This window comes from Plantactinospora sp. CA-294935 (assembly GCF_050936445.1).
GTDB lineage: Bacteria > Actinomycetota > Actinomycetes > Mycobacteriales > Micromonosporaceae > Plantactinospora.
The window spans coordinates 1990133-2011293 of the sequence record NZ_JBNJMU010000001.1 but is presented as its reverse complement, the minus strand read 5'-3'; the positions used below and the strand labels follow the sequence as shown (position 1 = coordinate 2011293).

The following is a 21161-nucleotide window of genomic DNA, read 5'->3' as shown; positions in this document are numbered from 1 at the left end:
GCGCCATGGTCAGCTACGACATGGCCGGACGGGTCGCCGTGGTCACCGGGGCGGCCGGCGGGATCGGCGCGGAACTGGTCCGGGCGCTCGCCCGGCAGGGCGCCAGCGTCGCCGCCGTCGACAACGACGCCGAACGGCTGCGCGCGGTCACCGCGACGGCCGGCAGCGGCGGAACCGTACTGGCGTTCCCCGGCGACGTCACCTCCAGCATCGCGGCCGAGGGCCTGACCGGTGCCGTCGAGGGCCGGCTCGGACCGATCGACTTCCTGGTCAACGGTGCGGGCGTACTGCACACCGGCGAGGTCCGGACGCTGACCGACGGGGCGTGGGCGACCACCTTCGCCGTGAACACCACCGGCGTGTTCAACGTCTCCCGGGCGGTGGTGAACCGGATGGTGCCGCGCCGGCGCGGGGCGATCGTCACCGTGGCGTCTAACGCCGCCGGCACGCCACGGGTCGGGATGGCCGCGTACGCCGCCTCGAAGGCCGCGGCCACGATGTTCACCAAGACGCTCGGCCTCGAGGTGGCCCGGTACGGGATCCGCTGCAACGTGGTCGCCCCCGGATCCACCGACACCCCGATGCTCAGCAAGCTGTGGACGGACGGCAACGGGCGCCGGCAGACGATCGAGGGAACCCCGGACGTCTTCCGGCTCGGCATCCCGCTCGGCAAGCTCGGCCAGCCGTCGGACGTGGCCAGCGCGGTGCTGTTCCTCCTCTCCGACCAGTCCGGCCACATCACCATGCACGACCTGACCGTCGACGGTGGCGCCACCCTCGGCGTCTGATTGGAGCTAGCCGACGTGGGGATTCCGAACCGCATCGCCTACGCCATGCCGGTCTCCCGGGACCTGCCCGACAACATCGCCGACTGGACCCCGAGACCGGACCGGGCGGTGCTGCTGGTCCACGACATGCAGCGGTACTTCCTCCGGCCGTTCGCGGCCGGCGCGGCACCCCTGGTCGACCTGGTACGCAACGTCGCCGCCCTGCTCGACCGGTGCCGCCAACTCGGCGTCCCGGTGGCCTACACCGGACAGCCGGGCGGGATGAGCGACGCACAACGCGGCCTGCTGAAGGACTTCTGGGGGCCGGGCATGACCGCCGAGCCGGCACACCGGCAGGTGGAGCCGGCGCTCGCGCCCCGACTGGGCGACTGGTTCTTCGTCAAGTCCCGCTACAGCGCGTTCCACCGCACCGGCCTGCTCGACCGGCTCCGGGCCGCGGGCCGGGACCAGCTCCTGGTCTGCGGCGTCTACGCCCACGTCGGGGTACTGATGACCGCCTGCGACGCCTTCTCGCACGACATCCAGCCCTTCATCGCCGCCGACGCCGTCGCCGACTTCGGTGCCGAACAGCACCGGATGGCGCTCGACTACGCGGCCGGCCGGTGTGCCGTGGTCACACCGGCCCGGACACTGCTCAGCCAGCTCTCCGCCGTACGGGTGCCGGGTTGACGGCCCGCGACGAAAGGACCGTTGTGATGACGTTCTCCTCGGCACCGGCCGGGGCCGCGCCGCCGCGCGGTGCCGCCGATCCCGGCCCGTCGGTGCTGGACCTGGTACTGGCGGACCGGCCCGGCCCGTTCGCCCTGCTGCACCGGCCGGAGCTGACCGGACCGGGCCGGATCGAGGTGCTGCTCGGCCGGGTACACGCGCTGGAGCGGCTCGCGGACGTGCCGCTGCCCGACCCGGTCCCCGGCGACTCCGGGCCCGGGACCCTGGTGGTGGTCCCCTACCGGCAGATCGCCGAACGGGGCCACGCCACTCCCGACGACGGCACGCCGCTGCTGGCGATGACCGTCGACCGGCACGCGGTGGTCCCGGTCGCCGAGGTGCGGCAGCGGATCCCGGACGCGCCGGTCACGCTCTCCGGCGGCCACTTCGACCTGGACGACGACGGCTACGCGGAGCTGGTCCGCACGGTGCTGGCCGACGAGATCGCCACCGGCGAGGGCGCCAACTTCGTGCTGAAGCGGTCGTTCCTGGCCGACATCACCGACTACACGACCGGGACGGCGCTGACCGTCTTCCGGCGGCTGCTGGCCGACGAGTCCGGCGCGTACTGGACGTTCGTCGTGCACACCGGGGACCGCACGCTGGTCGGGGCCAGCCCCGAACGGCACGTCAGCGTGCGGGACGGCACGGCGACGATGAACCCGATCAGCGGCACGTACCGCTATCCGGTGTCCGGTCCCACCCTCTCCGGGGTGCTCGGCTTCCTCGCCGAGGCGAAGGAGGCCGACGAGCTGCACATGGTCGTCGACGAGGAACTCAAGATGATGGCCCGGATCTGCGACGACGGGGTACGGGTCGTCGGGCCGTACCTGAAGGAGATGGCCCGGCTCGCCCACACCGAGTACCTGATCGAGGGGCGTACCCGCCGGGACGTGCTCGACGTCCTCCGGGAGACCATGTTCGCCCCGACCGTCACCGGGAGCCCGGTGGAGAGCGCCAGCCGGGTGATCAGCAAGTACGAGCCGGCCGGTCGCGGCTACTACAGCGGCGTCGTCGCGCTGATCGGCCGGGACGGCACCGGCGCACGCACCCTCGACTCGGCGATCCTGATCCGCACCGCCGAGATCGACCGGACCGGGCGGCTCCGGATCACGGTCGGCTCCACCCTGGTCCGGCACTCCGAACCCGACGCCGAGGCGGCGGAGACCCGGGCGAAGGCGGCCGGGCTGCTCGCCGCCTTCCAGGCCCGGCCGGCTCCCCGGTTCGGGGCGCATCCGGCGGTCCGGCACGCGCTGACCCGGCGTACCGAGCGGGTCGCCGGGTTCTGGCGCGGCTGCACCGCCGGGCGGGGCGGCGGGCTGGCCGGGCGGCGGGTGCTGGTGGTCGACGCCGAGGACAACTTCACCTTCATGCTCGGCCACCAGTTCCGGGCGCTCGGCCTGCGGGTCACCGTCCGGCGGTTCGACGAGTCGTACTCGATCGACGACCACGACCTGGTGGTGCTCGGCCCGGGCCCGGGTGATCCGCGTGCGCTCGGCCATCCGAAGATCGCGCACCTGCGGGACACCGCCCGGCGGTTGCTGGACGAGGCGCGGCCGTTCCTCGCGGTCTGCCTGAGCCACCAGGTGCTCAGCGACCTGCTCGGCTTCCGGCTGGCCCGGCTGGACGCGCCGAACCAGGGCGTGCAGAAGGAGATCGAGCTGTCCGGCCGCCCGGTCCGGGTCGGGTTCTACAACAGCTTCGCCGCGCACAGCGAGGCGGACCGGGTGCGCTGCGCCGACCCCGCCGGCCTGGTCGAGGTGGATCGGGACCGGACCACCGGCGAGGTGTACGCGCTGCGCGGGGCGAGGTTCCGCTCGATCCAGTTCCACGCCGAGTCGATCCTCACCGAGGGCGGCGTCGACATCCTGCACGAGTTGGTCGGCTCGGTGCTGCGTACCCGGCTCGCCGAACCGGCGGCCGCGCGACGCTGACCCGTGCGGTACGGGAGACATACCGAATCCGGATGTCTAACATCTGGGTTATGCGGATAAGCGAAGGGGTCGAATGGGGACTGCACTGCTGCCTCACGCTCGCCTGGATCGGCGACGACGAGCCGGTGTCGGCACCACGGCTGGCAACCTGGTTCGAGTTGCCGCCCGCATATCTGAGCAAGTGCCTCCAGGCGCTCGTCCGCGCCGGCATCCTGAGCTCCACCCCCGGGGTACGCGGCGGGTTCCGGCTCGCCCGGCGACCGGCGGAGATCACGGTGATGGACGTGGTCACGGCGGTCGAGGGCCCGGAGTACGCGTTCCGGTGCACCGAGATCCGGCAACAGGGGCCCGGTGTCGACCCGTCGGCGCCGGAGTTCCGCCGGCCCTGCGCGATCACCGCGGTGATGCGCCGCGCCGAGCTGGCCTGGCGCCGGGAACTGGCCGGGCAGACCCTCGCCGACCTGATGTCCGCCGCGCCGCCGCAGGCGGCCGAGCGGGCCCAGCAGCGCCACCGGCTGCTCCGCGGCTGACCACCACCCGGCCCAGCACAGGAGAAGGTTGATGTCCCGGCTCTCGATCCCGTCCGACCGGTCCGCCGTGCAACGGCGCGCGGCAGCGCAGGACCGTGGCCTGAAGCCCACCCTGGTGCTGGCGATGGGGACCTTCGCGGTCGGTACGGACGCGTTCGTCGTCGCCGGATTCCTGCCGGAGATGGCGGATACCCTGCACGTCTCCACCGCCGCCGCCGGACAGTCGGTGACGGTCTTCGCGCTCTCGTACGCCGTACTCGCCCCGCTGGTCGCCACGGTCACCGCCCGGGTGCCGCGCCGTCCACTGCTGGTCGGGGCACTGCTGGTCCTCTGCGTCGCCAACCTCGGCTCCGCGCTGGCCACGAGCCTGCCGATGCTGATCGCCACCCGGGTCGCCGCAGCGGCCGGCGCCGCCGCGTACACCCCGAACGCCGGGGCGGTGAGCGCCGCGCTGGTCCGCCCGGAGTTGCGGGCCCGGGCCCTCGCCGTGGTGGTCGGCGGGCTGACCGTCGCCACCGCGCTCGGCGTACCGCTCGGCGGCGTGGCCAGCCAGTGGCTCGGCTGGCGCGCCGCGCTCGGCACGGTCGCCGGGCTCTGCCTGCTGGTGGCGGTCGGGGTACGACTGATCATGCCCAGCCTGCCCGGCAACCCGCGTACCCCGCTGCGCACCCGGTTGGCGGTGCTGCGCCGGCCCGGAGTGCTGACCGTACTGCCGCTGACGGTCCTCGGGATGGCCGCCTGCTACACCGGGTACGCGTACGCCGTCCCCGCCCTGGGCGCGGCGGGGATCCCGCCGACCTCGGTCAGCCTGATGCTCTTCCTCTACGGGGTCGGCGCGGTGGTCGGCAACCTGCTCTCCGGCTACACCACCGACCGGTGGGGGCCGACCCGGGTGCTCGGCACCGGATATCTCGGCATGGTGACCTGCCTGGCCCTGCTCGGCTGGGCGGCCGGCGGCGGCAGCGTCCACCCGGCCGTCGTCGGCGTCCTGGTGCTGGTCTGGGGGGCGAGTAGCTGGTGCCAGACGCCTCCGCAGCAGCACCGGCTGATCGAGGCAGCCCCGCAGGAGGCACCGCTGGTGGTGTCGCTCAACTCCTCCGGCATCTACCTGGGCATCGGCCTCGGCACCACGGTCGGCGGCCTCGCCATCACCTCCGGGGCGGCCGCCGCGTTCGCCGTCGGCGCGGCCGGTGCGCTGGCCGCCCTGCTCTTCCTGCTGGCCACCGCGCCGACACGGCGGGCCGGGAGCGCGACCGGATGACCGCGGCGCCACTGACCACCCGGGCCGCGTACGTCGAACGGCTCGGCGCAGCCGCGGAGATCCGGTACGGCGACCTCGCGATCGCCGGCCCCGGGCCGACCGACGTACTGGTCGCCGTCGACGCCACCGTGGTCAACCCGGTGGACACCTTCGTCCGGTCGGGCCGCTATCCGACCCCGGTGCCGCTGCCCTTCGTGGTCGGCCGTGACCTGGCCGGCACGGTGGTCGCCGCCGGGCCGGGCGCACCCGGGTTCGCCGCCGGTGACCGGGTCTGGTGCAACAGTCTCGGTCACGACGGCCGGCAGGGTGCCGCCGCCGAGCGGGCCGTCGTGCCGGTCGACCGGCTCTACCGGCTGCCGGACGGGGTGCCGGCGGAACTCGCGGTGGCGGTGGTGCACCCCACCGCGACCGCGTACCTCGCGCTGTTCACGCACGGCCGGCTGCGGCCCGGCGAGACCGTCGTGGTGGCCGGCGCGGCCGGCAACGTGGGCGGTGCGCTGGTGGTCCTGGCCAGTACCGCCGGGGCCCGGGTCATCGCCACCGCCGCCGCTGCCGACGAGGCGTACTGCCGGTCGCTGGGCGCGACCGAGGTCCTCGACTACCGCGACGAGCGGTGGCCCGAGCGGATTCGCGCGCTCTGTCCGGACGGGGTGGACCTCTACCTCGACACGTACGGCCGCAACGACCTGGAGAACGCGGTCGAACTGCTCGCCCACCGGGGCCGGGTGGTGCTGTTGGCGGGACTGCGGACCCGACCGGTGCTCCCGGCCGGCAGCCTCTACACCAGGGACGGTGCGGTCATCGGGTTCGTCATCTCGCGGGCGTCGACCGCCGAACTCGGCGCGGCGGCTCGGATGATCAACCAACTGCTCGCCGCCGGACGGCTGCGCCCGCGGGGCACCGAGATCCTGTCGCTGCCGGAGGCGGCCGAGGCGCACCGCCGGGTCGAGGCCGGCAACCTGCGCGGCACCCGGCTGGTCCTGGCGGCCGGGCGCTGACCTGAGAGTGCTTCAGGTCACATGCTGACCGATCGGTCAACTCTCTGACCGATCGGTCAGGCATGCTCGGGTCCGGAGGTGAGCCGGATGGCGCGCGGCAGCAGCAGGACCCGGGACGAGATCCTGGTCGTCGCGGCCCGGCAGTTCGCCCGGATGGGCTTCAAGGGCACCTCGCTGCACGACATCGCGGTCGAGGTGGGCTGCTCGAAGGCCACCCTGCTGTACCACTTCGACAGCAAGGAGGCGATCCTGCTGGCGCTGGTCGCGCCCGCCGCCCGGGACCTGGCCGCCCTCGACGCCCGGCTCGCCGGGCTCGCCGCGGCGGACGCCCGGGAAACCGCCATCGACGGATTCGTCGACCTGGTGCTCACCTACCGGCGGGAGGTAGCGCTGATCTACGACGACCCGGCGCACCTGCTGGAACAGCCGGCGTTCACCGACCTCGCCTCCGTCACCGCCCGCCTGGTCGACGCCGTCGCCGGGCGCTGCACCGACCCGGCCGACCGGATCGCCGCCGAGGTGGTGCTCGCCGGCATCTCGGCGGTGGTGATCGAGCACACCGACGACGACGAGGCCGACCTCCGCCCGGCACTGCTCCGGGTGGCCCGCCGCGCGCTGCGTCCCGAGGCCGGCGTACCCACCGCCGACCGCACGGCGCGGCACTGAACCCGCACCGACCCTCCACCACCAGCCCGACCCCTCGACCGAAGGAAACGACATGGCGACCCTCCTCTACCGACTAGGCCGGGCATCGTTCCGGCGCCGCCGGCTCGTGGTGGTCCTCTGGCTCGTCCTGCTCGCCGCGCTCGGCGGGGCAGCGGTGGCGTTCATGGGCCCCACCTCGACCAACTTCTCCATCCCCGGCACCGAGTCACAGCGGGCGATCGACGCGCTGAAGCGGGAGTTCCCGGAGGCGAGCGGCGCGACCGGCACCATCGTGGTCGCCGCACCGGAAGGCCAGCAGCTCGGCACCCCGGACCGCCGGGCGGCAGTGGCCGAGCTGGTACGCGAGGTCGGCACCCTGCCCGGCGTGGTCGGCGCGCTCGACCCGTTCACCACCGGGGCGCTCTCCCCGGACGGCCGGCACGCGCTCGTACAGGTGCAGTTCGCCCACCAGGCCGACGAGGTCACCGAGGCGCAGCGCGAGGCGTACGAGCAGAGCGGCTCGGCGGCGACGGCGGCCGGGCTACGGATCGAACGCGGTGGCGAGGTGATGTCCAGCGTGCCCGAGGTGGGCGGCACCGAGGGCATCGGCGTGCTGATCGCGCTGGTGGTACTCGTCGTGACGCTGGGTTCGCTGGTCGCGGCCGGGATGACGATGCTCAACGCGCTGATCGGGGTCGGCGCCGGAATGGCCGGCCTGTACGCGCTCAGCAACACCATCGAGCTGACCAGTACCGCACCGGTGCTCGCCCTGATGCTCGGCCTCGCGGTCGGGATCGACTACTCGCTCTTCATCACCTCGCGCTACCGGCAGAACCTGCTGGAGGAGCTGGAACCGGAGGAGGCGGCCGGACGGGCGATCGGCACGGCCGGCTCGGCGGTGCTCTTCGCCGGGGTCACCGTCGTGATCGCGCTCGCCGGGCTGGCCGTGGTGAACATCCCGTTCCTGACGATCATGGGACTCGCCGCGGCCGGAACCGTCGCGGTCGCCGTACTCGTGGCGTTGACGCTGCTGCCCGCGCTGCTCGGCTTCGCCGGCCGGCGCATCCTGCCACGCCGGCTGCGGCGCACCGCGACCGGCGCGGTGCCGGCCGCCGCTGTCCAGGGGTTCGGTTTCCGCTGGGCCCGGCTGGTCATCCGGCTGCGGGTGCCGCTGATCCTGGTCGCCGTACTCGGGCTCGGCGCGCTCGCGCTGCCCGCCGCCGACATGCGGGTCGCGCTGCCCGACCACGGCACCGCGCCGCACGGTACGCCGCAGCGCGAGGCCGCCGACCTGATCACCGAGGGCTTCGGGCCCGGGTTCAACAACCGCCTGGCCCTGGTGGTCTCCAGCGACTCGCCCGAACGGACCGGCACGGTCGCCCAGGAGGTCACCGCCGTGCTCCAGGGCACCGAGAACCTGCTCGCGGTCAGCCCGCCCAACCTGAGCCGGGACAGGCTGACCGCCCTGCTGGCGGTGATCCCGACGACCGGCCCGACCGACCCGGCGACCGAGACGCTGGTGCACCAGATCCGGGAGAAGGTCGGCCCGATCGACCGGCTCGGCGACACCGACGTGGCGCTGACCGGCCAGACGGCGGTCGGGATCGACGTCTCGGAGAAGCTCGCCGACGCGATGCCGTGGTACCTGCTGCTCGTGGTGGGCCTGTCAGTACTGCTGCTGATGCTGGTGTTCCGGTCGCTGCTGGTACCGCTGAAGGCGGCGCTGGGCTTCCTGCTCACCGTCGGGGCCACCTTCGGGCTCACCGTGCTGGTCTTCCAGCAGGGCCACCTCAGTGACCTGGTCGGGTTGGACACCCCGGGCCCGCTGGTCAGCTTCCTGCCGATCCTGCTGATCGGCATCCTGTTCGGCCTGGCCATGGACTACGAGGTGTTCCTGGTCTCCCGGATGCGGGAGGACTTCGTGCACGGCGACACCCCGACCCAGGCCACCATCAACGGCATGGGGCACGGCGCCCGGGTGGTCACCGCCGCCGCGCTCATCATGACCTCGGTCTTCGCCGGCTTCATGCTGCTCGACGACCCGGTGATCAAGTCGATGGGCTTCGCCCTCGCCATCGGGGTGGCGATCGACGCGTTCGTGGTCCGGATGACGATCGTGCCGGCGGTGATCTCGCTGCTCGGCCGGAGCGCCTGGTGGCTGCCGGGCTGGCTGTCGAAGCTGCTGCCCAACGTCGACATCGAGGGCGAACGCCTGCGCCGGCACCTGGCCGCCGACACCGCACCCGAGCGGGTCCCCGCCGGGGTCTGAGCCCCGCCCGACCGTGGGCTGTTACCACCCCTGGAGGGGCGGTAACAGCCCACGATCCGTTGCGGAGCCGGTCGTCGCGCCGGCCGTATCCGCCAGCGGCGGCGAAGCCGCTGGCCGGCGCGTTTTCCGAACGAGGCAAACTTTTCGCTGTCCCCGGCGTCTGAGGGAGCGGGAGGTGTGCCGTGGGTCGGGCGTCCGAGCGGGAATTCACCGCGTTCGTGCACGAGCGGGGCGACGTGCTGCTCCGCGTCGCCCAGGCGCTCGCCGGTGACCGCTACGCCGCCGAGGACCTGCTGCAGAACGCGCTGGCGAAGGCGTACGCCCGGTGGCCCCGGATCCGGGGCGACGCGGAGCCGTACGTCCGGCAGATCCTCTACCACGACCAGGTCTCGGCCTGGCGGCGGCGCGGACGGCGGGCCGAGGTGCCGCATGCCGAGGTGCCGGAGCCACCTGCCGCCGACACCCAGCACGACCACGACACGGCGGTCCGGATGATGCTCCGGGACGCGCTGATGATGCTGCCACCCCGGCAGCGGGCGGTACTGGTGCTGCGCTACCTGGAGGACCAGACGGTGGAGCAGACCGCCGCCGCGCTCGGCTGCCGCCCCGGCACCGTGGCCAGCCAGGCGTCCCGGGCCCTGAGTAAACTCCGCGAACTCGTGCCGGAGTTCGCGGAGCTGACGCAACGGGCGGAGGCACTGCGATGAGCGAGCACGCGGACCGGCTGCTGCGGGAGGCCGTACGCGAGTTGGCCGGTACCCCCCACCAGCCGCCGGACTTCGCCGCCACCGCCATCGTCCAGGGCCGGCGGATGCGCCGACGCCGGCAGACGATCGCGGCCGCGGCGGCGTTCGTCGCGATCGGCGCCATCGCGGCACCGTACGTCTGGCTCCGGCCCGACCCGCAGCCACCGGCCCTGGGTATCGGCGGGCCACCGGCGGCGACCACGCCGGCGAGTTCGCCGACGCCCCGGTCCGCGCCGTCGGGCGGCTGGCCGAACGGGCCGGTGGAACTGCCCGGCGGTGCTCTGCTGCTCAGCGCCGGCTCGACCCGGCAGGCGGGCCCGACCTGGGCGTACGACTCCGTCCGGCGCCGCTACGTCAGCGTCCCGGCAAGTTACACGTCGGTGCGGGTCGCGCCACACCGCCCGATCGCCGCGGTACGCAGTTCCGACCGCCCCACCGAGGTCGGGCTGTACGACCTGGCGACCGGCAAGCCGCAGTGGTTCCGGACCGGCAGGACGGTCATGGGCGTCGAGTGGTCGCCGGACGGGCGGCGACTGCTGGCCACCCTCCAGGACAGGAAGGCCGGGACCTACACGATCGGGCTGCTCACCCCCGACGCCGGAGCCTTCCGGTACTACCCGGTCAAGACGCGCCCGGTGTCCTGCCTCGGTTTCTGCCGGTTCACCTGGGCTCCCGGCGGCCGGGAGGTGGCACTGTCGCAGGCCGAAGCGGTCGTCGGCTCCCCGAAGGTGCCCCCACCCACGGGACCCGGCCTGCAGCTCTTCGCGGCCGACGACGGCATGCCCACCCGCTTCCTGCCGGTCCGGGGCGGTGTCGCCAGCTCGGCGGCGTGGTCTCCGGACGGTTCGCTGGTGGTGGTCTCGACATCGTCGGCCGCGGCGGTCCGGGACGATCCGGAACCACCGGCCAAGGGGAAGTTGACCGCACAGCTCGTCTCGACGCAGACCGGGAAGGTGGTACGGCAACTGCCGAGCGCCGACGTAACCTGGGTCACGTCCAGCCGGCTGCTCTATCTGGACCCGGCCCGGCCCGGGGGGCTCACCGTGGTGCTCGTCGATCCGACCGGTGCCGAGCACGAGCGGGCAGAACTTCCCCTCGAACTGGCCAGCAGCGACGACATCACGTTCGCGGCCAGGTGATCGTCGGGTAACGATCCGGTACGCACACCGGGGATCGAACAGGTTCTGCCCCCAATCCGGAGCGGCGAGCGGCTAATGTCCGCACGGACGTCCGGCCGGGGTGGGTGCGGTGAACCAGGCCCCGATCCGCTGCCCACCGGCCGGCGTCCGAGCCGCCCCGACCGGGCCCGGCAGCCGGCCGCTCCGCAACCTCGCCTTCCGGATGACACCCGGTCCGGGCTCTCCGGACGGCACCGTCCAGTCCGGAGTTCCCGCTGCGGGTCGTGCTCAGCCAACTCACAGGTTGCCCGGGCCGGTTACCTTGCAGTCGTGGCAGCGGGGACTCTGATCTTCCTCATCATCGGCGGCGCCGGAGTCGCGGTGCTGGTGCTCGCCCTGCTCGGTACGGAGTTGGCGCACCTCGGCAACCCGGACATCGACGGCCCGATCAGCCTGGAGACGATCGCCGGGTTCGCCGGCGTACTCGGCTTCGGCGGAGCCATCGCCAACGAGGTGATCGGCGGCGGTACCTTCGGCCAGGTCGCCGCCGCCGGTGGCCTGGGCGCGCTGGCGGCGGTGCCGGCGGGCTGGCTCGCGGCCCGGCTCTCCCGGGCGGCCCGCAACATGCACACCGACGCCACCCCGACCCGCAACGACCTGGTCGGGGCCCTCGGGGTGGTGGTCACCCCGATCCCCCACGCCGGCTACGGCGAGGTGCGGGTCCGGGTGGGTGGCCAGCCGGTGAAGCTCAACGCCAGGGCCGAGCGGCCGATAGCGCTCGGCGCGCAGATCTTCGTCGTCGAGGCGCTGACCGAGACCAGCGTCCTGGTCGAGACCTACTGACTCGGAGCCGGTCCGCACGCCGAGCGCCGCCGCTCGGACACCGGCACCGCCCACCCCGAACACCATGTCCACCCCCACGACCCTCGGCAGTCGACCGCGCACGTCAACCCCTCAATCCGAAATGGACGGTGTCATGCTGATCCTCATCGCCATCGGCGGAGCAGTGCTCCTGGCCCTCATCCTCGTCATGTTCGTGCTCTCCCGGATCAAGGTCGCCGGGCCGAACGAGGCCTTCATCGTCACGGGCCGCAAGGGCCGTACGACGCAGAGCGCCGACGGCAGCCGCTCCACCGACATGTCCGGGCAGAAGGTCGTACTCGGCGCCTCGGTCTTCGTCCTGCCCGTGGTGCAGAAGCTCCAGTCGCTCGACCTGTCCAGCCGGCGGATCGACGTCAGCATCAAGGGCGCGGTCAGTAAGCAGGGCATCCGGGCCGAGCTGCACGGCGTGGCGATCGTCAAGGTCGGCGGCACCGAGGACGCGATCCGCGCGGCGGCGCAGCGGTTCCTGCACCAGCAGGACGAGATCGAGAGCTTCACCCGCGAGGTGCTGGCCGGTGCGCTCCGCTCGATCGTCGGCCGGCTCACCGTCGAGGAGGTCATCCGGGATCGGGCCGCGTTCGCCAGCGCGGTCGCCGAGGAGGCCGAGCACTCGATGACCAACCAGGGCCTGGTGCTGGACACCTTCCAGCTCCAGGACATCCTGGCCGAGGGCTCCTACCTCCAGGACCTGGGCCGGCCGGAGGCGGCCCGGGTACTCAAGGACGCGGCCATCGCCGAGGCGCGGGCCCGGCAGATCGCCGAGACGGAGCGGCTGCTCGCCGAGGAGAAGATCGCCGAGGCGAACCGGAACCTGGCGCTGAAGCAGGCCGGCATCCAGGCCGAGATCGACGCCGCCAAGGCCAAGTCCGCCGCCGCCGGCCCGCTGGCCCAGGCCGAGCGGGACCAGGCGATCCTGACCGAGCAGCAGAAGGTCGCCGAGCGCAACGCCGAACTGAAGCAGCGCCAGCTCGACACCGAGGTCCGCAAGCCGGCCGACGCGGCCCGGTACAAGGTGGAGCAGGAGGCCGAGGCGTCCCGCAACGCGGCGGTGCTGGCCGCCGACGCCGAGCGGCAGGCCACCATCGCGGCCGCGCAGGCCGCCGCCGAGCAGGCCCGGCTGACCGGTGAGGGCGAGCGGGCCCGCCGGGCGGCCCTGGCCGAGGCGAACGCGATCGAGGGTGCCAAGGAGGGTGAGGCCGAGCAGCGCCGGCGTACCGCCATCGCCGACGCGGTCGAGCGGGAGGGCCAGGCGGAGGCGGCGGCGATCCTCGCCCGGGGCCAGGCCGAGGCGGAGGCGATGTCGCGCAAGGCCGAGGCCTTCGCGTCGTACGGCGAGGCCGCCGTGCTCGACCTGCTGGTGAAGGTACTGCCGCAGGTGGTCGAGGCGGCGAGTGCCCCGGTCGGCGCGATCGACAAGATCACGGTGATCTCCACCGACGGCGCCTCCTCGCTGACCAAGTCGGTGGCGGCCAACGTGGCCCAGGGGCTCCAGCTCGGCACCGACCTGACCGGGGTCGACCTGGCCGGGCTGCTCGCCCGGCTCGGCGCGGCCCGCGGCAACGCCGACCAGATCGTCGACGGCACGCTGACCAACGGCGGCAAGGCGGTCGAGCCGAAGGGCTGACCACCCGGGGACGTTCCACCCCTGCGGCCCGGTACCGGAGTTGCCGCTCCGGTGCCGGGCCGCCTGCTGTCCCCGTCACCGGCTCCCGCACCGGCCTGCGGCGCGGACGTCCGTGCTCGTCCGGTCCGGCGGGGGCGCGGGCGCGGCCGTTCGTTCGGCCGGCGGTTCCGGCGTGGTGATCACCGCTCTGGGCTCCCTACGCCGACCGGGCGTACAGGGTGGTGGAGGCCAGGGACTGCTGGGTCAGTCGGTCGCCGGCACAGGTGTAGTTGGACGGGGCGGTCGAGGCGGTGAAGGGTCGCCAGCGTCCGGGCGTACCGGCACCGACCCGCAGCCGCACCTCGGCGGCGGATCGTACGTCCCGCAGCTCGATCCGGTCGCCGACGAGCGCGTAGCGGTAGCTGACCCTGCCCCGCAGTTCGAGCACGACCTCCTGGCCGCCGTGACTGCTGGAGAAGACCGTGCCGTCGCCGTAGTCGGCGATCCCGGCGCCCTCGGCGCTGAGCGAGAGCGTCGACCCGGTGCCGCCGGTGAAGCGCAGCCGGCCCACCTCGGGCACGTCCACCTGCTCCTGATGCTCGGTGACCCGCCAGGTGCCGACCAGGCAGCCGGCGGCGCCCGGTGCGCCGCTCGGCGTACTCCCGGCCGGCGGGTCGCTGCCGGTGGCGGGGTGCGTCGGGCCGGCGCCGGTCGGGTCCTGCGACCCGCCGCCCCGGAGTACGAGCACCAGCACGATCGCGACGACGAGGGCCACCAGCGTCGACACCAGCGCCACCATCGGGACCAGGAAGGAACGGTCGCCCGGCCGACCCGAGACGTCCACGATCACCTCCCCGCCTGTCGACGCCGGATAGGACGGTATCGCCAGTGGACCCGGCGGGCGACCGTCCGTTCCGGCATTGACACCGCGTTAGTTGTAACAAAAGCTGTTACAGCTAGCGGAAGGGTGGTGCGGAACGGTGGCGGCGAACAGCCGACTGACTATCGCGATCCACGCGCTGACCTGGATGGCGCTCTCCGAGCGGCGTGGCCGGCAGGTGCTCACCTCCGGCCAGATCGCCGCGAGCGTGCGGACCAACCCGGTGGTCATCCGGCGGAGTCTCGGTGACCTTCGGCAGGCGGGCCTGGTCGTCGTGCGACACGGCGTCGGGGCGGGCTGGAGTCTGGCCCGCCCGCCGCAGGAGATCACCCTGCTCGATGTGTACGCCGCGGTCGAGCGGGAGCCCCTGTTCGCGCTGCACCACAGCGAGCCGAACCTGGAGTGCCCGGTCGGCAGGGGCATCCGACCCGCCCTCGGCCGGTTCTACGGCGACGTCGACCGGGCGCTGCGCCGGGAACTCGCGGGTACGTCGATCGCCCACGTGCTGGACCAGACCCTGGAGACGGGAGAGTAATGAGCGACGGCGTACGCCATCCGGTCGTCGAACTCCGGCAGTACACCCTGCACGGCGGCGCGCGTGACGTCGACCGAGTACGCCGAGAACACCTACCCGGCCCTGCCGGTCCGCACCGGAGAGCACGTCGTCTGCTGGCTCACCCGGTTCGCCGATGCCACCCGGCTCGCCGATCACCTCCGGCGCCTGGACCGGTCTACCCGATGGCGGGACGAGGTGCTGCCCGAGTTGCGCGCCGCGCTCGTCGCGCCGCCGCGACAGCTACGGTTGGCGCCGACGACCCGATCGGCGCTGCGCTGACGGGCACCGCCCGGACGCTGACCCGGCACCGCCCCGGACGGCCGGTCCGCGCGGCGGGATCGGCCGGACCGCCAGGCCGGCCCGTCAGTCGGTGATGCCCTGTTCCCGGGCCCAGCGCAGCAACTCGGCCTCGGCCTCGGCCCGGTCCAGCGGGCCCCGCTCCAGACGCAGTTCCTTCAGGTACCGCCAGGCTCGACCCACGATCGGCCCCGGCGGTACGCCGAGCAGCTCCATGATGGCGTTGCCGTCGAGGTCGGGGCGTACCCGGGCGAGGTCCTCCTCCGCCGCCAGGCGCGCGATCCGCTCCTCCAGCGCGTCGTAGTCGGCGGCCAGCGCAGCGGCCTTGCGGCGATTGCGGGTGGTGCAGTCGGAGCGGGTCAGCTTGTGCAGCCGGGGCAGCAGGTCACCGGCGTCGGTGACGTAGCGGCGCACCGCCGAGTCGGTCCACTCGCCGCGCCCGTACCCGTAGAACCGCAGGTGCAGCCCGACCAGTGCGACCACCTGGCCGATCACGTCCTTGGGATAGCGCAACGCCTTCATCCGCTGCTTGGTCAACCGGGCGCCGACCACCTCGTGGTGGTGGAAGCTGACCCGGCCGTCCGGCCCGACCGCCTTGGTGGCCGGCTTGCCGACGTCGTGCATCAGTGCGGCCATCCGGAGGACGAAGTCGCAGCCCTCCTCCTCCAGCCGCACCGCGTTGCCCACCACGATCAGGGTGTGCTCGTAGACGTCCTTGTGCTGGGCGTGCTCGTCGATCTCCAGTTTCAACCCGGACAGTTCCGGCAGGAACCGGTCGGCGAGGCCGGTGTCGACCAGCAGGCGCAGCCCGGTGATCGGGTCGGCCCCGCAGAGCAGCTTGGTGAACTCGTCCCGGATCCGCTCGGCGGTGATCCGGTCGAGGTCGGCCGCCATCGCCCGCATCGCCTCCCGGACCTCGGGCGCGACGGCGAAGCGCAGTTGTGCGGCGAACCTGGCCGCGCGGAGCATCCGCAGCGGATCGTCCCCGAACGACTCGGCGGGGGTGCCGGGGGTCCGGATCACCCGGTCGGCGAGGTCGTCCAGCCCTCCGTGCGGGTCGGTGAAGTCGTGCCCCGGCAGGCTCACCGCCATCGCGTTGATGGTGAAGTCCCGGCGCCGCAGGTCCTCGGCGAGGTCGGTGCCGTACCGGACGACCGGGTTCCGGCTCACCTGGTCGTACGACTCGGCCCGGAAGGTGGTGATCTCCAGCCGCAGCCCGTCCCGCTGGGCGCCGATCGTGCCGAACTCGCGTCCGGTCTCCCAGGTCGCCTCGGCCCAGCCCTTCAGCAGCCGCAGCGTCTCGTCCGGGTGCGCGTCGGTGGCGAAGTCGAGGTCCTCACCGAGCCGGCCGAGCAGGGCGTCCCGGACCGAGCCGCCGACCAGGTGCAGCTCGTGACCGGCCCGGGCGAACCGGCGACCCAACTCGTCGGCGACCGGCGAGACCCGGAGCAGTTCCGCGACGGCGTTGCGCTGGGCAGCGCTCAGGGCCGACCGGCTGTCGGACGGCGTCGAAGGGGCGCTGTGCGGGGCGGAGGTTTCGGACATGGGATCGCCAGCCTACTGAACCGTCCGGCACCGGCTGGCGCCGGGCACACCGACTGACCGGCGACTCGGCCGGGTGACCGGGTTGACTAATGTTCCAACAGTGCCGGCGGGCGCCCTGCCCGCCGTACCCCTTGGGAGGCTGAGATGGCTGGCGGGCTGTACCGCAGCGCCAACGCCATGCCCGACGGCGTCCCGCCGCCCCAGGACGGCGCGACGCTGATCTCCGCGTCGCCGGCCCTGGAGAGCACCGCGCCACCGCCGGAGACCGCCGGCAGCGCGGCCGGGAACAGCGCGATCATGGCGATCGGCAGCCTGGTGAGTCGGGGTACCGGCTTCCTGCGCACCCTGATGGTGACGGCCGCGCTGGGCGCCTTCGCCGTCAACGACGCGTACGCCACCGCGTTGATCATCCCGCAGATGGTCTACGAGTTCCTGCTCGGCGGCATCCTGACCAGCGTGCTGGTGCCGGTGCTGGTACGCCGGCGCCGGGTCGACGCCGACGGCGGCCAGGCGTACGCCCAACGCCTGCTCACCCTGGCCGTGCTCGCCCTCGGCGTGGCCGCGGTGCTGGCCATCGTGGCCGCCCCGGTGCTGACCGAGATCGTCGCCGGCGGCCGGGGCGACAACTACCAGGGCCTCGTCACCACACTCTCCCGGCTGTTGCTGCCGATCATCTTCTTCTCCGGGCTGAGCGCGCTGGTCGCCGCGGTGCTCAACACCCGTGGGCACTTCGCGGCCCCGATGTGGACACCGATTCTCAACAACCTCGTGATCATCGCCGCCTGCGCGCTCTACATCGCCATCTACGGCGCGCAGATCATCGAGCCGGACGAGATGAGTCCGGGTCGGATCCTGCTGCTCGGCGGCGGCACCCTGCTCGGCATCGTCGTCCAGGCCGTCGGGCTGCTGCCGGCGCTGCGCAAGGTCGGCTTCCGCTGGCGGTGGCGGTTCGACTTCCGGGAGTTGGGCCTGCGCGAGCTGGGTCGGCTCGGCGGCTGGATGTTCTGCTACGTGGCGGTCAACTCGCTCGGCCTGGTCGTGCTCTTCAACCTGCTCAACCAGGTGGAGGGCGAGTCGGCCGGACCGGCCATCTACAACAACGTCTTCCTGCTGCTGATGATGGCGCACGGCATCATCGCGGTCTCGATCATCACCGCTCTGATGCCCCGGATGAGCGCCGCCGCCGCCGACGGCCGGTTCGAGGACATGGCAAGCGACCTGTCCCGTACCGTCCGGACCGTCACCGCCGTACTCGCGCCGATCGCGGTCTGCTACGCCGTACTCGCCGAGCCGATCGCGGTGAGCCTCTTCGACTACGGCGCGGCCCGGGGCGACGCGGGTGCCATCTCGCCGGTGCTGCTGGTCGCCGCGCTGGCGCTGATCCCGTTCGCGGTCAGTCAGGTCTTCACCTTCGCCTTCTGGGCACTGCCCGACACCCGCATGCCGGCCCTGATCAACATCCCGGTCGTACTGCTCCGGATCCTGGTGCAGGTTCTCGTCTTCGCCGCGTTCTCCACCTCGGTACTCGCCTCGGGGATGATGTTCGGCAACGCGGTCTCGTACGTCGCCGCGGCGGTGATCTCCGCCTGGTTGCTGCGGCCCCGGATCGGCCGGATCGGCCTCGGCGCGATGTTCAACACCTTCGGCCGGGTGCTCGTGGCCGCCCTCGGCGCGACCCTGGTCGGCCTGCTGGTGGTGACCCTGCTGCCGGGTCAGGCGATCGAGAACCGCTGGCTGGGTTTCCTGGAGGTGGCGATCGGCGGCGCGGCGATCGGCGCGACGTACCTCGGACTGGCCCTGCTGCTGCGGATCCGGGAGATAACCACGGTGTTCGGCATGGTCCGCCGCCGGCTCGGCCGGTGAGCGGTCGCGCACGGGCTGGGGACGTACCTGTGGAAAACCCGGCGGGTCCGGCTCGGACCTCCACGCACAGGCTGTGGACAACGGCTCGTCAGCGTCGGCCGACCCGGTGTCACGGCGAAGCGGCGACGACCGCGCTGCGCCGGCCCGGCTCTCGACACCGTCGGGCCGCGGTGGACCACCGTCGCGGTGTGACCGACGTGACCGCCGTTCGGCAACCACCCGGATGCTGTCGACCTTGGGCGTCCGGCATACTTCCGGCGCACGGGGGAAGGTGCCGGGTGCACGCCGACGCCCCGGACGACAAGGGTGCCGGGCAGGGGCGGCGGGCCGGCACACCGACCCGGTAGCAAACTGTTGAAATTAACCTATAGATTGCTAAAAGCACGGGCCATCAAGGTGGCTGACAGCGGACGATCCAGCGCGCTTCCCGACACATCCGCCCAGCAGGTCCACGTACGGCCGCAAGATGACGTGTCGGGGATCAGTCAGACCCGGGTAAGGTCGCTCTCGACGAGTGCGGCGAGCGCCTAGGCTAGGAGTGCCGGTGGCCGTCCGATTTCCTTCGAAGGCGGAGCGGGAAGCCAGATGCCTAGCAGCACGGGTCCATCGATCGACACGATCACCAAGGGAGGACGGGTGACCCAGGTCGGCGAAGGTCAGGAGGCGGACGAGGCGGCTCCGTCCGTGATGACCTTCGGTGCCCCCGCCGTCGGTGAGGTCCTGGCCGATCGGTACGAGCTTGCCGAACACATCAACGACGACAGCGCGGGCCGGCAGGTCTGGCGCGGTGTCGACGTGGTGCTGCGCCGACCGGTCGCGGTGGTGCTGCGCTATCCCGGCGGTGACTCGGCGAAGGAGATGCTCCAGGCCGCGGTGGCGGCCAGCCGGGTGATCCACCCCAACCTGGTCGGCGTCTACGACGCGATCGACGAGGAGGAGCGGGCGTACGTCGTCCGCGAGTGGGTGGACGGCCACTCCCTGCGCGAACTCGTCGCCGAGGGCGTACTCGACCCGGCCCGGGCCACCAGCATCGCGCACGCCGTCTCCGGGGCGATCTCCGCCATCCACGCCACCGGCATGGTGCACGGCAACCTGCACCCCGGCACGGTGATGGTCGGCGACGACGGCCGGGTGGTGCTCGCCGACGCACGCACCGACGGCGCGGACACCCCCGAGACCGACGTACGGGCGGTCGGCGGCATCCTCTACTACGCGCTGACCGGCCACTGGCCGCACACCGAGGCGTCCCTCACCGCCGGCTCGACCCGGCGGTCCCGCTCTCCGCTGCCGGACGCGGTCAGGGACGCGAGCGGCACCATCGCGGCCCCCCGGCAGGTCCGGGCCGGAGTCCCCGCCTACCTCGACGACCTCACCATGGACCTGCTCGACTCGCAGCTCGCGGTGCCGTCCTCGGACGTCCTCGCCGCCGAGTTGGGCCGGCTCGACGCCGCCGCAGAGGAGCACTACCTCGACAGCGGGCCGCTCCGCTTCACCTCCGGTGAGGACGGCGGCCCCGACCTGCCGACGCCCAGCAACCGCAGGATGCTGATCGGCATCGCCGCCCTGCTGGTGATCGCGCTGGTCGGGCTCTCGCTCGGCATCAACGCCTTGGTCGGCGATCGGGACTCGACCGACGGCCAGGCCGGACCGGCGCCGAGCACCGGGACCAGCACCCAACCCGCGGTGGCCGGCGACCCGGAGCCACCGACCGCCACCCCGCACAAGATCAGCCTCAAGGGTGACCAGGTCCGGGTGATCGACCCGGACGGCGACCGGACCGAGCTGGACGACGTGGAGAAGGCGGTCGACGGTGACGTCAACGAGGGCTGGGAGACCGATACCTACAAGAGCGGTTCGAATTTCGGCAAAACGAAGTCCGGGATGGGCATCCTGATCAACCTGGGTCAGCCCCGCGAGGTCACCAGCGTGCAGGTGGACTTCTCCGAGAGCGGTGTCTCGGCCGAGCTGCGCTCGGGCACCAGGGACTTCCCGGCGACCGCTGGCGGCGACCGGGATCTCGTCGAGGCGTACAGCACCCGGATCGGCAACGCGTACGAGAAGAGCGACCGGACCAAGGTCCTGTTCAGCCAGTTCGCGCCGGGGCAGAAATACCAGTACCTGATGCTGTGGATCACCGACCTGCCGGAGACCGAGCCGGGTTCCGGCCGGTGGAAGATCGGCGTTCAGGAGATCACGGTCCAGAGTCGGTGAGCTACCGGTCGTCCCAGTGCGTGCGTGACTCGGTTATCGTGCGGCCATGACCGGCGGGTTGGGTTCCGACGCTGCCGGCCGGGCCGGCTCGCCCTCCGCCCGCCCCTGGGCGCCGACCGACCCGGCCCGGCCGACGGGCCCGCCCATGGGCAACGCCGACCCGCGCGGACCACAGACCGGTGGTCGGACCGACCGTACGACCTCGCCGGCCTCCTCGACCCGGCTCGACCCGACCACCCGCCCCGGTGCATCCGACGGACTCACTCCGTCCGGGGCCGGGTCATCGACGGACGAGCCGAGCCCGGCCGGGGCGTCGCCAGCCACGGA

The 21161-nt window shown here is 72.8% G+C and carries 18 protein-coding genes; 16 read left to right on the top strand and 2 right to left on the bottom strand.

Annotation, left to right across the window (positions count from 1 at the left end; all coding sequences use genetic code 11):
- Positions 1-5 precede the first annotated feature (5 nt).
- The 12 genes from ACQEVC_RS09035 to ACQEVC_RS08980 all read left to right on the top strand — a co-directional run bounded on the left by ACQEVC_RS09035 (position 6) and on the right by ACQEVC_RS08980 (position 13503).
- Positions 6-788, top strand: coding sequence for a 2,3-dihydro-2,3-dihydroxybenzoate dehydrogenase (locus tag ACQEVC_RS09035; RefSeq protein WP_432875068.1), 783 nt, complete (start codon positions 6-8; stop codon positions 786-788).
- Positions 789-803: 15 nt separating this feature from the next.
- Complete coding sequence (locus ACQEVC_RS09030; RefSeq protein ID WP_432875066.1) at positions 804-1457, top strand: isochorismatase family protein; 654 nt, start codon at positions 804-806, stop codon at positions 1455-1457.
- Positions 1458-1483: 26 nt separating this feature from the next.
- A complete protein-coding gene (locus ACQEVC_RS09025) occupies positions 1484-3430 on the top strand; it encodes an anthranilate synthase family protein (protein ID WP_432875064.1) in 1947 nt (648 codons plus the stop codon).
- A 50-nt stretch (positions 3431-3480) separates the two neighbouring features.
- Complete coding sequence (locus tag ACQEVC_RS09020; RefSeq protein ID WP_432875062.1) at positions 3481-3960, top strand: RrF2 family transcriptional regulator; 480 nt, start codon at positions 3481-3483, stop codon at positions 3958-3960.
- 31 nt (positions 3961-3991) lie between these two features.
- A complete protein-coding gene (locus ACQEVC_RS09015; RefSeq protein ID WP_432875059.1) occupies positions 3992-5221 on the top strand; it encodes an MFS transporter in 1230 nt (409 codons plus the stop codon).
- On the top strand, positions 5218-6219 hold the full coding sequence (locus ACQEVC_RS09010; RefSeq protein ID WP_432875056.1) for an NADPH:quinone reductase: 1002 nt from the start codon (positions 5218-5220) through the stop codon (positions 6217-6219). Before ACQEVC_RS09015 ends, ACQEVC_RS09010 begins: the two co-directional genes overlap by 4 nt.
- A gap of 87 nt (positions 6220-6306) precedes the next feature.
- Entirely contained in the window at positions 6307-6885 is a 579-nt protein-coding gene (locus tag ACQEVC_RS09005) for a TetR/AcrR family transcriptional regulator (protein WP_432875053.1), read from the top strand.
- 52 nt (positions 6886-6937) lie between these two features.
- On the top strand, positions 6938-9133 hold the full coding sequence (locus tag ACQEVC_RS09000; protein ID WP_432875050.1) for an MMPL family transporter: 2196 nt from the start codon (positions 6938-6940) through the stop codon (positions 9131-9133).
- Between the two features lie 182 nt (positions 9134-9315).
- Positions 9316-9840: a SigE family RNA polymerase sigma factor gene (locus ACQEVC_RS08995; protein WP_346262392.1), complete on the top strand. Its 525-nt coding sequence runs from the start codon at positions 9316-9318 to the stop codon at positions 9838-9840.
- The gene (locus tag ACQEVC_RS08990) at positions 9837-11018 is read left to right on the top strand and encodes a WD40 repeat domain-containing protein (protein WP_432875046.1); all 1182 of its coding nucleotides are present in this window, start codon (positions 9837-9839) and stop codon (positions 11016-11018) included. Before ACQEVC_RS08995 ends, ACQEVC_RS08990 begins: the two co-directional genes overlap by 4 nt.
- Before the next feature lie 309 nt (positions 11019-11327).
- The gene (locus ACQEVC_RS08985) at positions 11328-11840 is read left to right on the top strand and encodes a hypothetical protein (protein WP_318399841.1); all 513 of its coding nucleotides are present in this window, start codon (positions 11328-11330) and stop codon (positions 11838-11840) included.
- Positions 11841-11973: 133 nt separating this feature from the next.
- Entirely contained in the window at positions 11974-13503 is a 1530-nt protein-coding gene (locus ACQEVC_RS08980; RefSeq protein WP_432875042.1) for a flotillin family protein, read from the top strand.
- A 196-nt stretch (positions 13504-13699) separates the two neighbouring features.
- On the opposite strand, the gene ACQEVC_RS08975 is transcribed toward ACQEVC_RS08980, so the two are convergent.
- Positions 13700-14326 (bottom strand): hypothetical protein, encoded by a 627-nt coding sequence (locus tag ACQEVC_RS08975; RefSeq protein WP_432875039.1) that lies wholly within the window; start codon positions 14324-14326, stop codon positions 13700-13702.
- Positions 14327-14462: 136 nt separating this feature from the next.
- Between ACQEVC_RS08975 and ACQEVC_RS08970 the strand changes: the two genes are divergently transcribed.
- Positions 14463-14897, top strand: coding sequence for an Rrf2 family transcriptional regulator (locus tag ACQEVC_RS08970; protein ID WP_432875037.1), 435 nt, complete (start codon positions 14463-14465; stop codon positions 14895-14897).
- Positions 14898-14960: 63 nt separating this feature from the next.
- Positions 14961-15197 (top strand): hypothetical protein, encoded by a 237-nt coding sequence (locus ACQEVC_RS08965; protein WP_432875034.1) that lies wholly within the window; start codon positions 14961-14963, stop codon positions 15195-15197.
- 84 nt (positions 15198-15281) lie between these two features.
- On the opposite strand, the gene ACQEVC_RS08960 is transcribed toward ACQEVC_RS08965, so the two are convergent.
- Positions 15282-16760: a CCA tRNA nucleotidyltransferase gene (locus ACQEVC_RS08960; RefSeq protein WP_432875031.1), complete on the bottom strand. Its 1479-nt coding sequence runs from the start codon at positions 16758-16760 to the stop codon at positions 15282-15284.
- Between the two features lie 144 nt (positions 16761-16904).
- On the opposite strand from ACQEVC_RS08960, the gene murJ reads away from it, so the two are divergent.
- Both murJ and ACQEVC_RS08950 read left to right on the top strand, forming a co-directional pair.
- Complete coding sequence (gene murJ / locus ACQEVC_RS08955) at positions 16905-18623, top strand: murein biosynthesis integral membrane protein MurJ (protein WP_432875028.1); 1719 nt, start codon at positions 16905-16907, stop codon at positions 18621-18623.
- A gap of 585 nt (positions 18624-19208) precedes the next feature.
- Positions 19209-20834 carry a protein kinase family protein gene (locus ACQEVC_RS08950; RefSeq protein ID WP_432875025.1) on the top strand — a complete coding sequence of 542 codons (1626 nt, stop codon included), beginning with the start codon at positions 19209-19211 and terminating at the stop codon, positions 20832-20834.
- Positions 20835-21161 lie beyond the last annotated feature (327 nt).

Coding starts and splice junctions, on each gene's coding strand:
- ACQEVC_RS09005 (WP_432875053.1), top strand. CDS start 6,307: ATGGCGCGCGGCAGCAGCAGGACCCGGGACGAGATCCTGGTCGTCGCG.
- murJ (WP_432875028.1), top strand. CDS start 16,905: ATGGCTGGCGGGCTGTACCGCAGCGCCAACGCCATGCCCGACGGCGTC.
- ACQEVC_RS08950 (WP_432875025.1), top strand. CDS start 19,209: ATGCCTAGCAGCACGGGTCCATCGATCGACACGATCACCAAGGGAGGA.
- ACQEVC_RS09020 (WP_432875062.1), top strand. CDS start 3,481: ATGCGGATAAGCGAAGGGGTCGAATGGGGACTGCACTGCTGCCTCACG.
- ACQEVC_RS09025 (WP_432875064.1), top strand. CDS start 1,484: ATGACGTTCTCCTCGGCACCGGCCGGGGCCGCGCCGCCGCGCGGTGCC.
- ACQEVC_RS09035 (WP_432875068.1), top strand. CDS start 6: ATGGTCAGCTACGACATGGCCGGACGGGTCGCCGTGGTCACCGGGGCG.
- ACQEVC_RS09015 (WP_432875059.1), top strand. CDS start 3,992: ATGTCCCGGCTCTCGATCCCGTCCGACCGGTCCGCCGTGCAACGGCGC.
- ACQEVC_RS08980 (WP_432875042.1), top strand. CDS start 11,974: ATGCTGATCCTCATCGCCATCGGCGGAGCAGTGCTCCTGGCCCTCATC.
- ACQEVC_RS09000 (WP_432875050.1), top strand. CDS start 6,938: ATGGCGACCCTCCTCTACCGACTAGGCCGGGCATCGTTCCGGCGCCGC.
- ACQEVC_RS09010 (WP_432875056.1), top strand. CDS start 5,218: ATGACCGCGGCGCCACTGACCACCCGGGCCGCGTACGTCGAACGGCTC.
- ACQEVC_RS08990 (WP_432875046.1), top strand. CDS start 9,837: ATGAGCGAGCACGCGGACCGGCTGCTGCGGGAGGCCGTACGCGAGTTG.
- ACQEVC_RS08960 (WP_432875031.1), bottom strand. CDS start 16,760: ATGTCCGAAACCTCCGCCCCGCACAGCGCCCCTTCGACGCCGTCCGAC.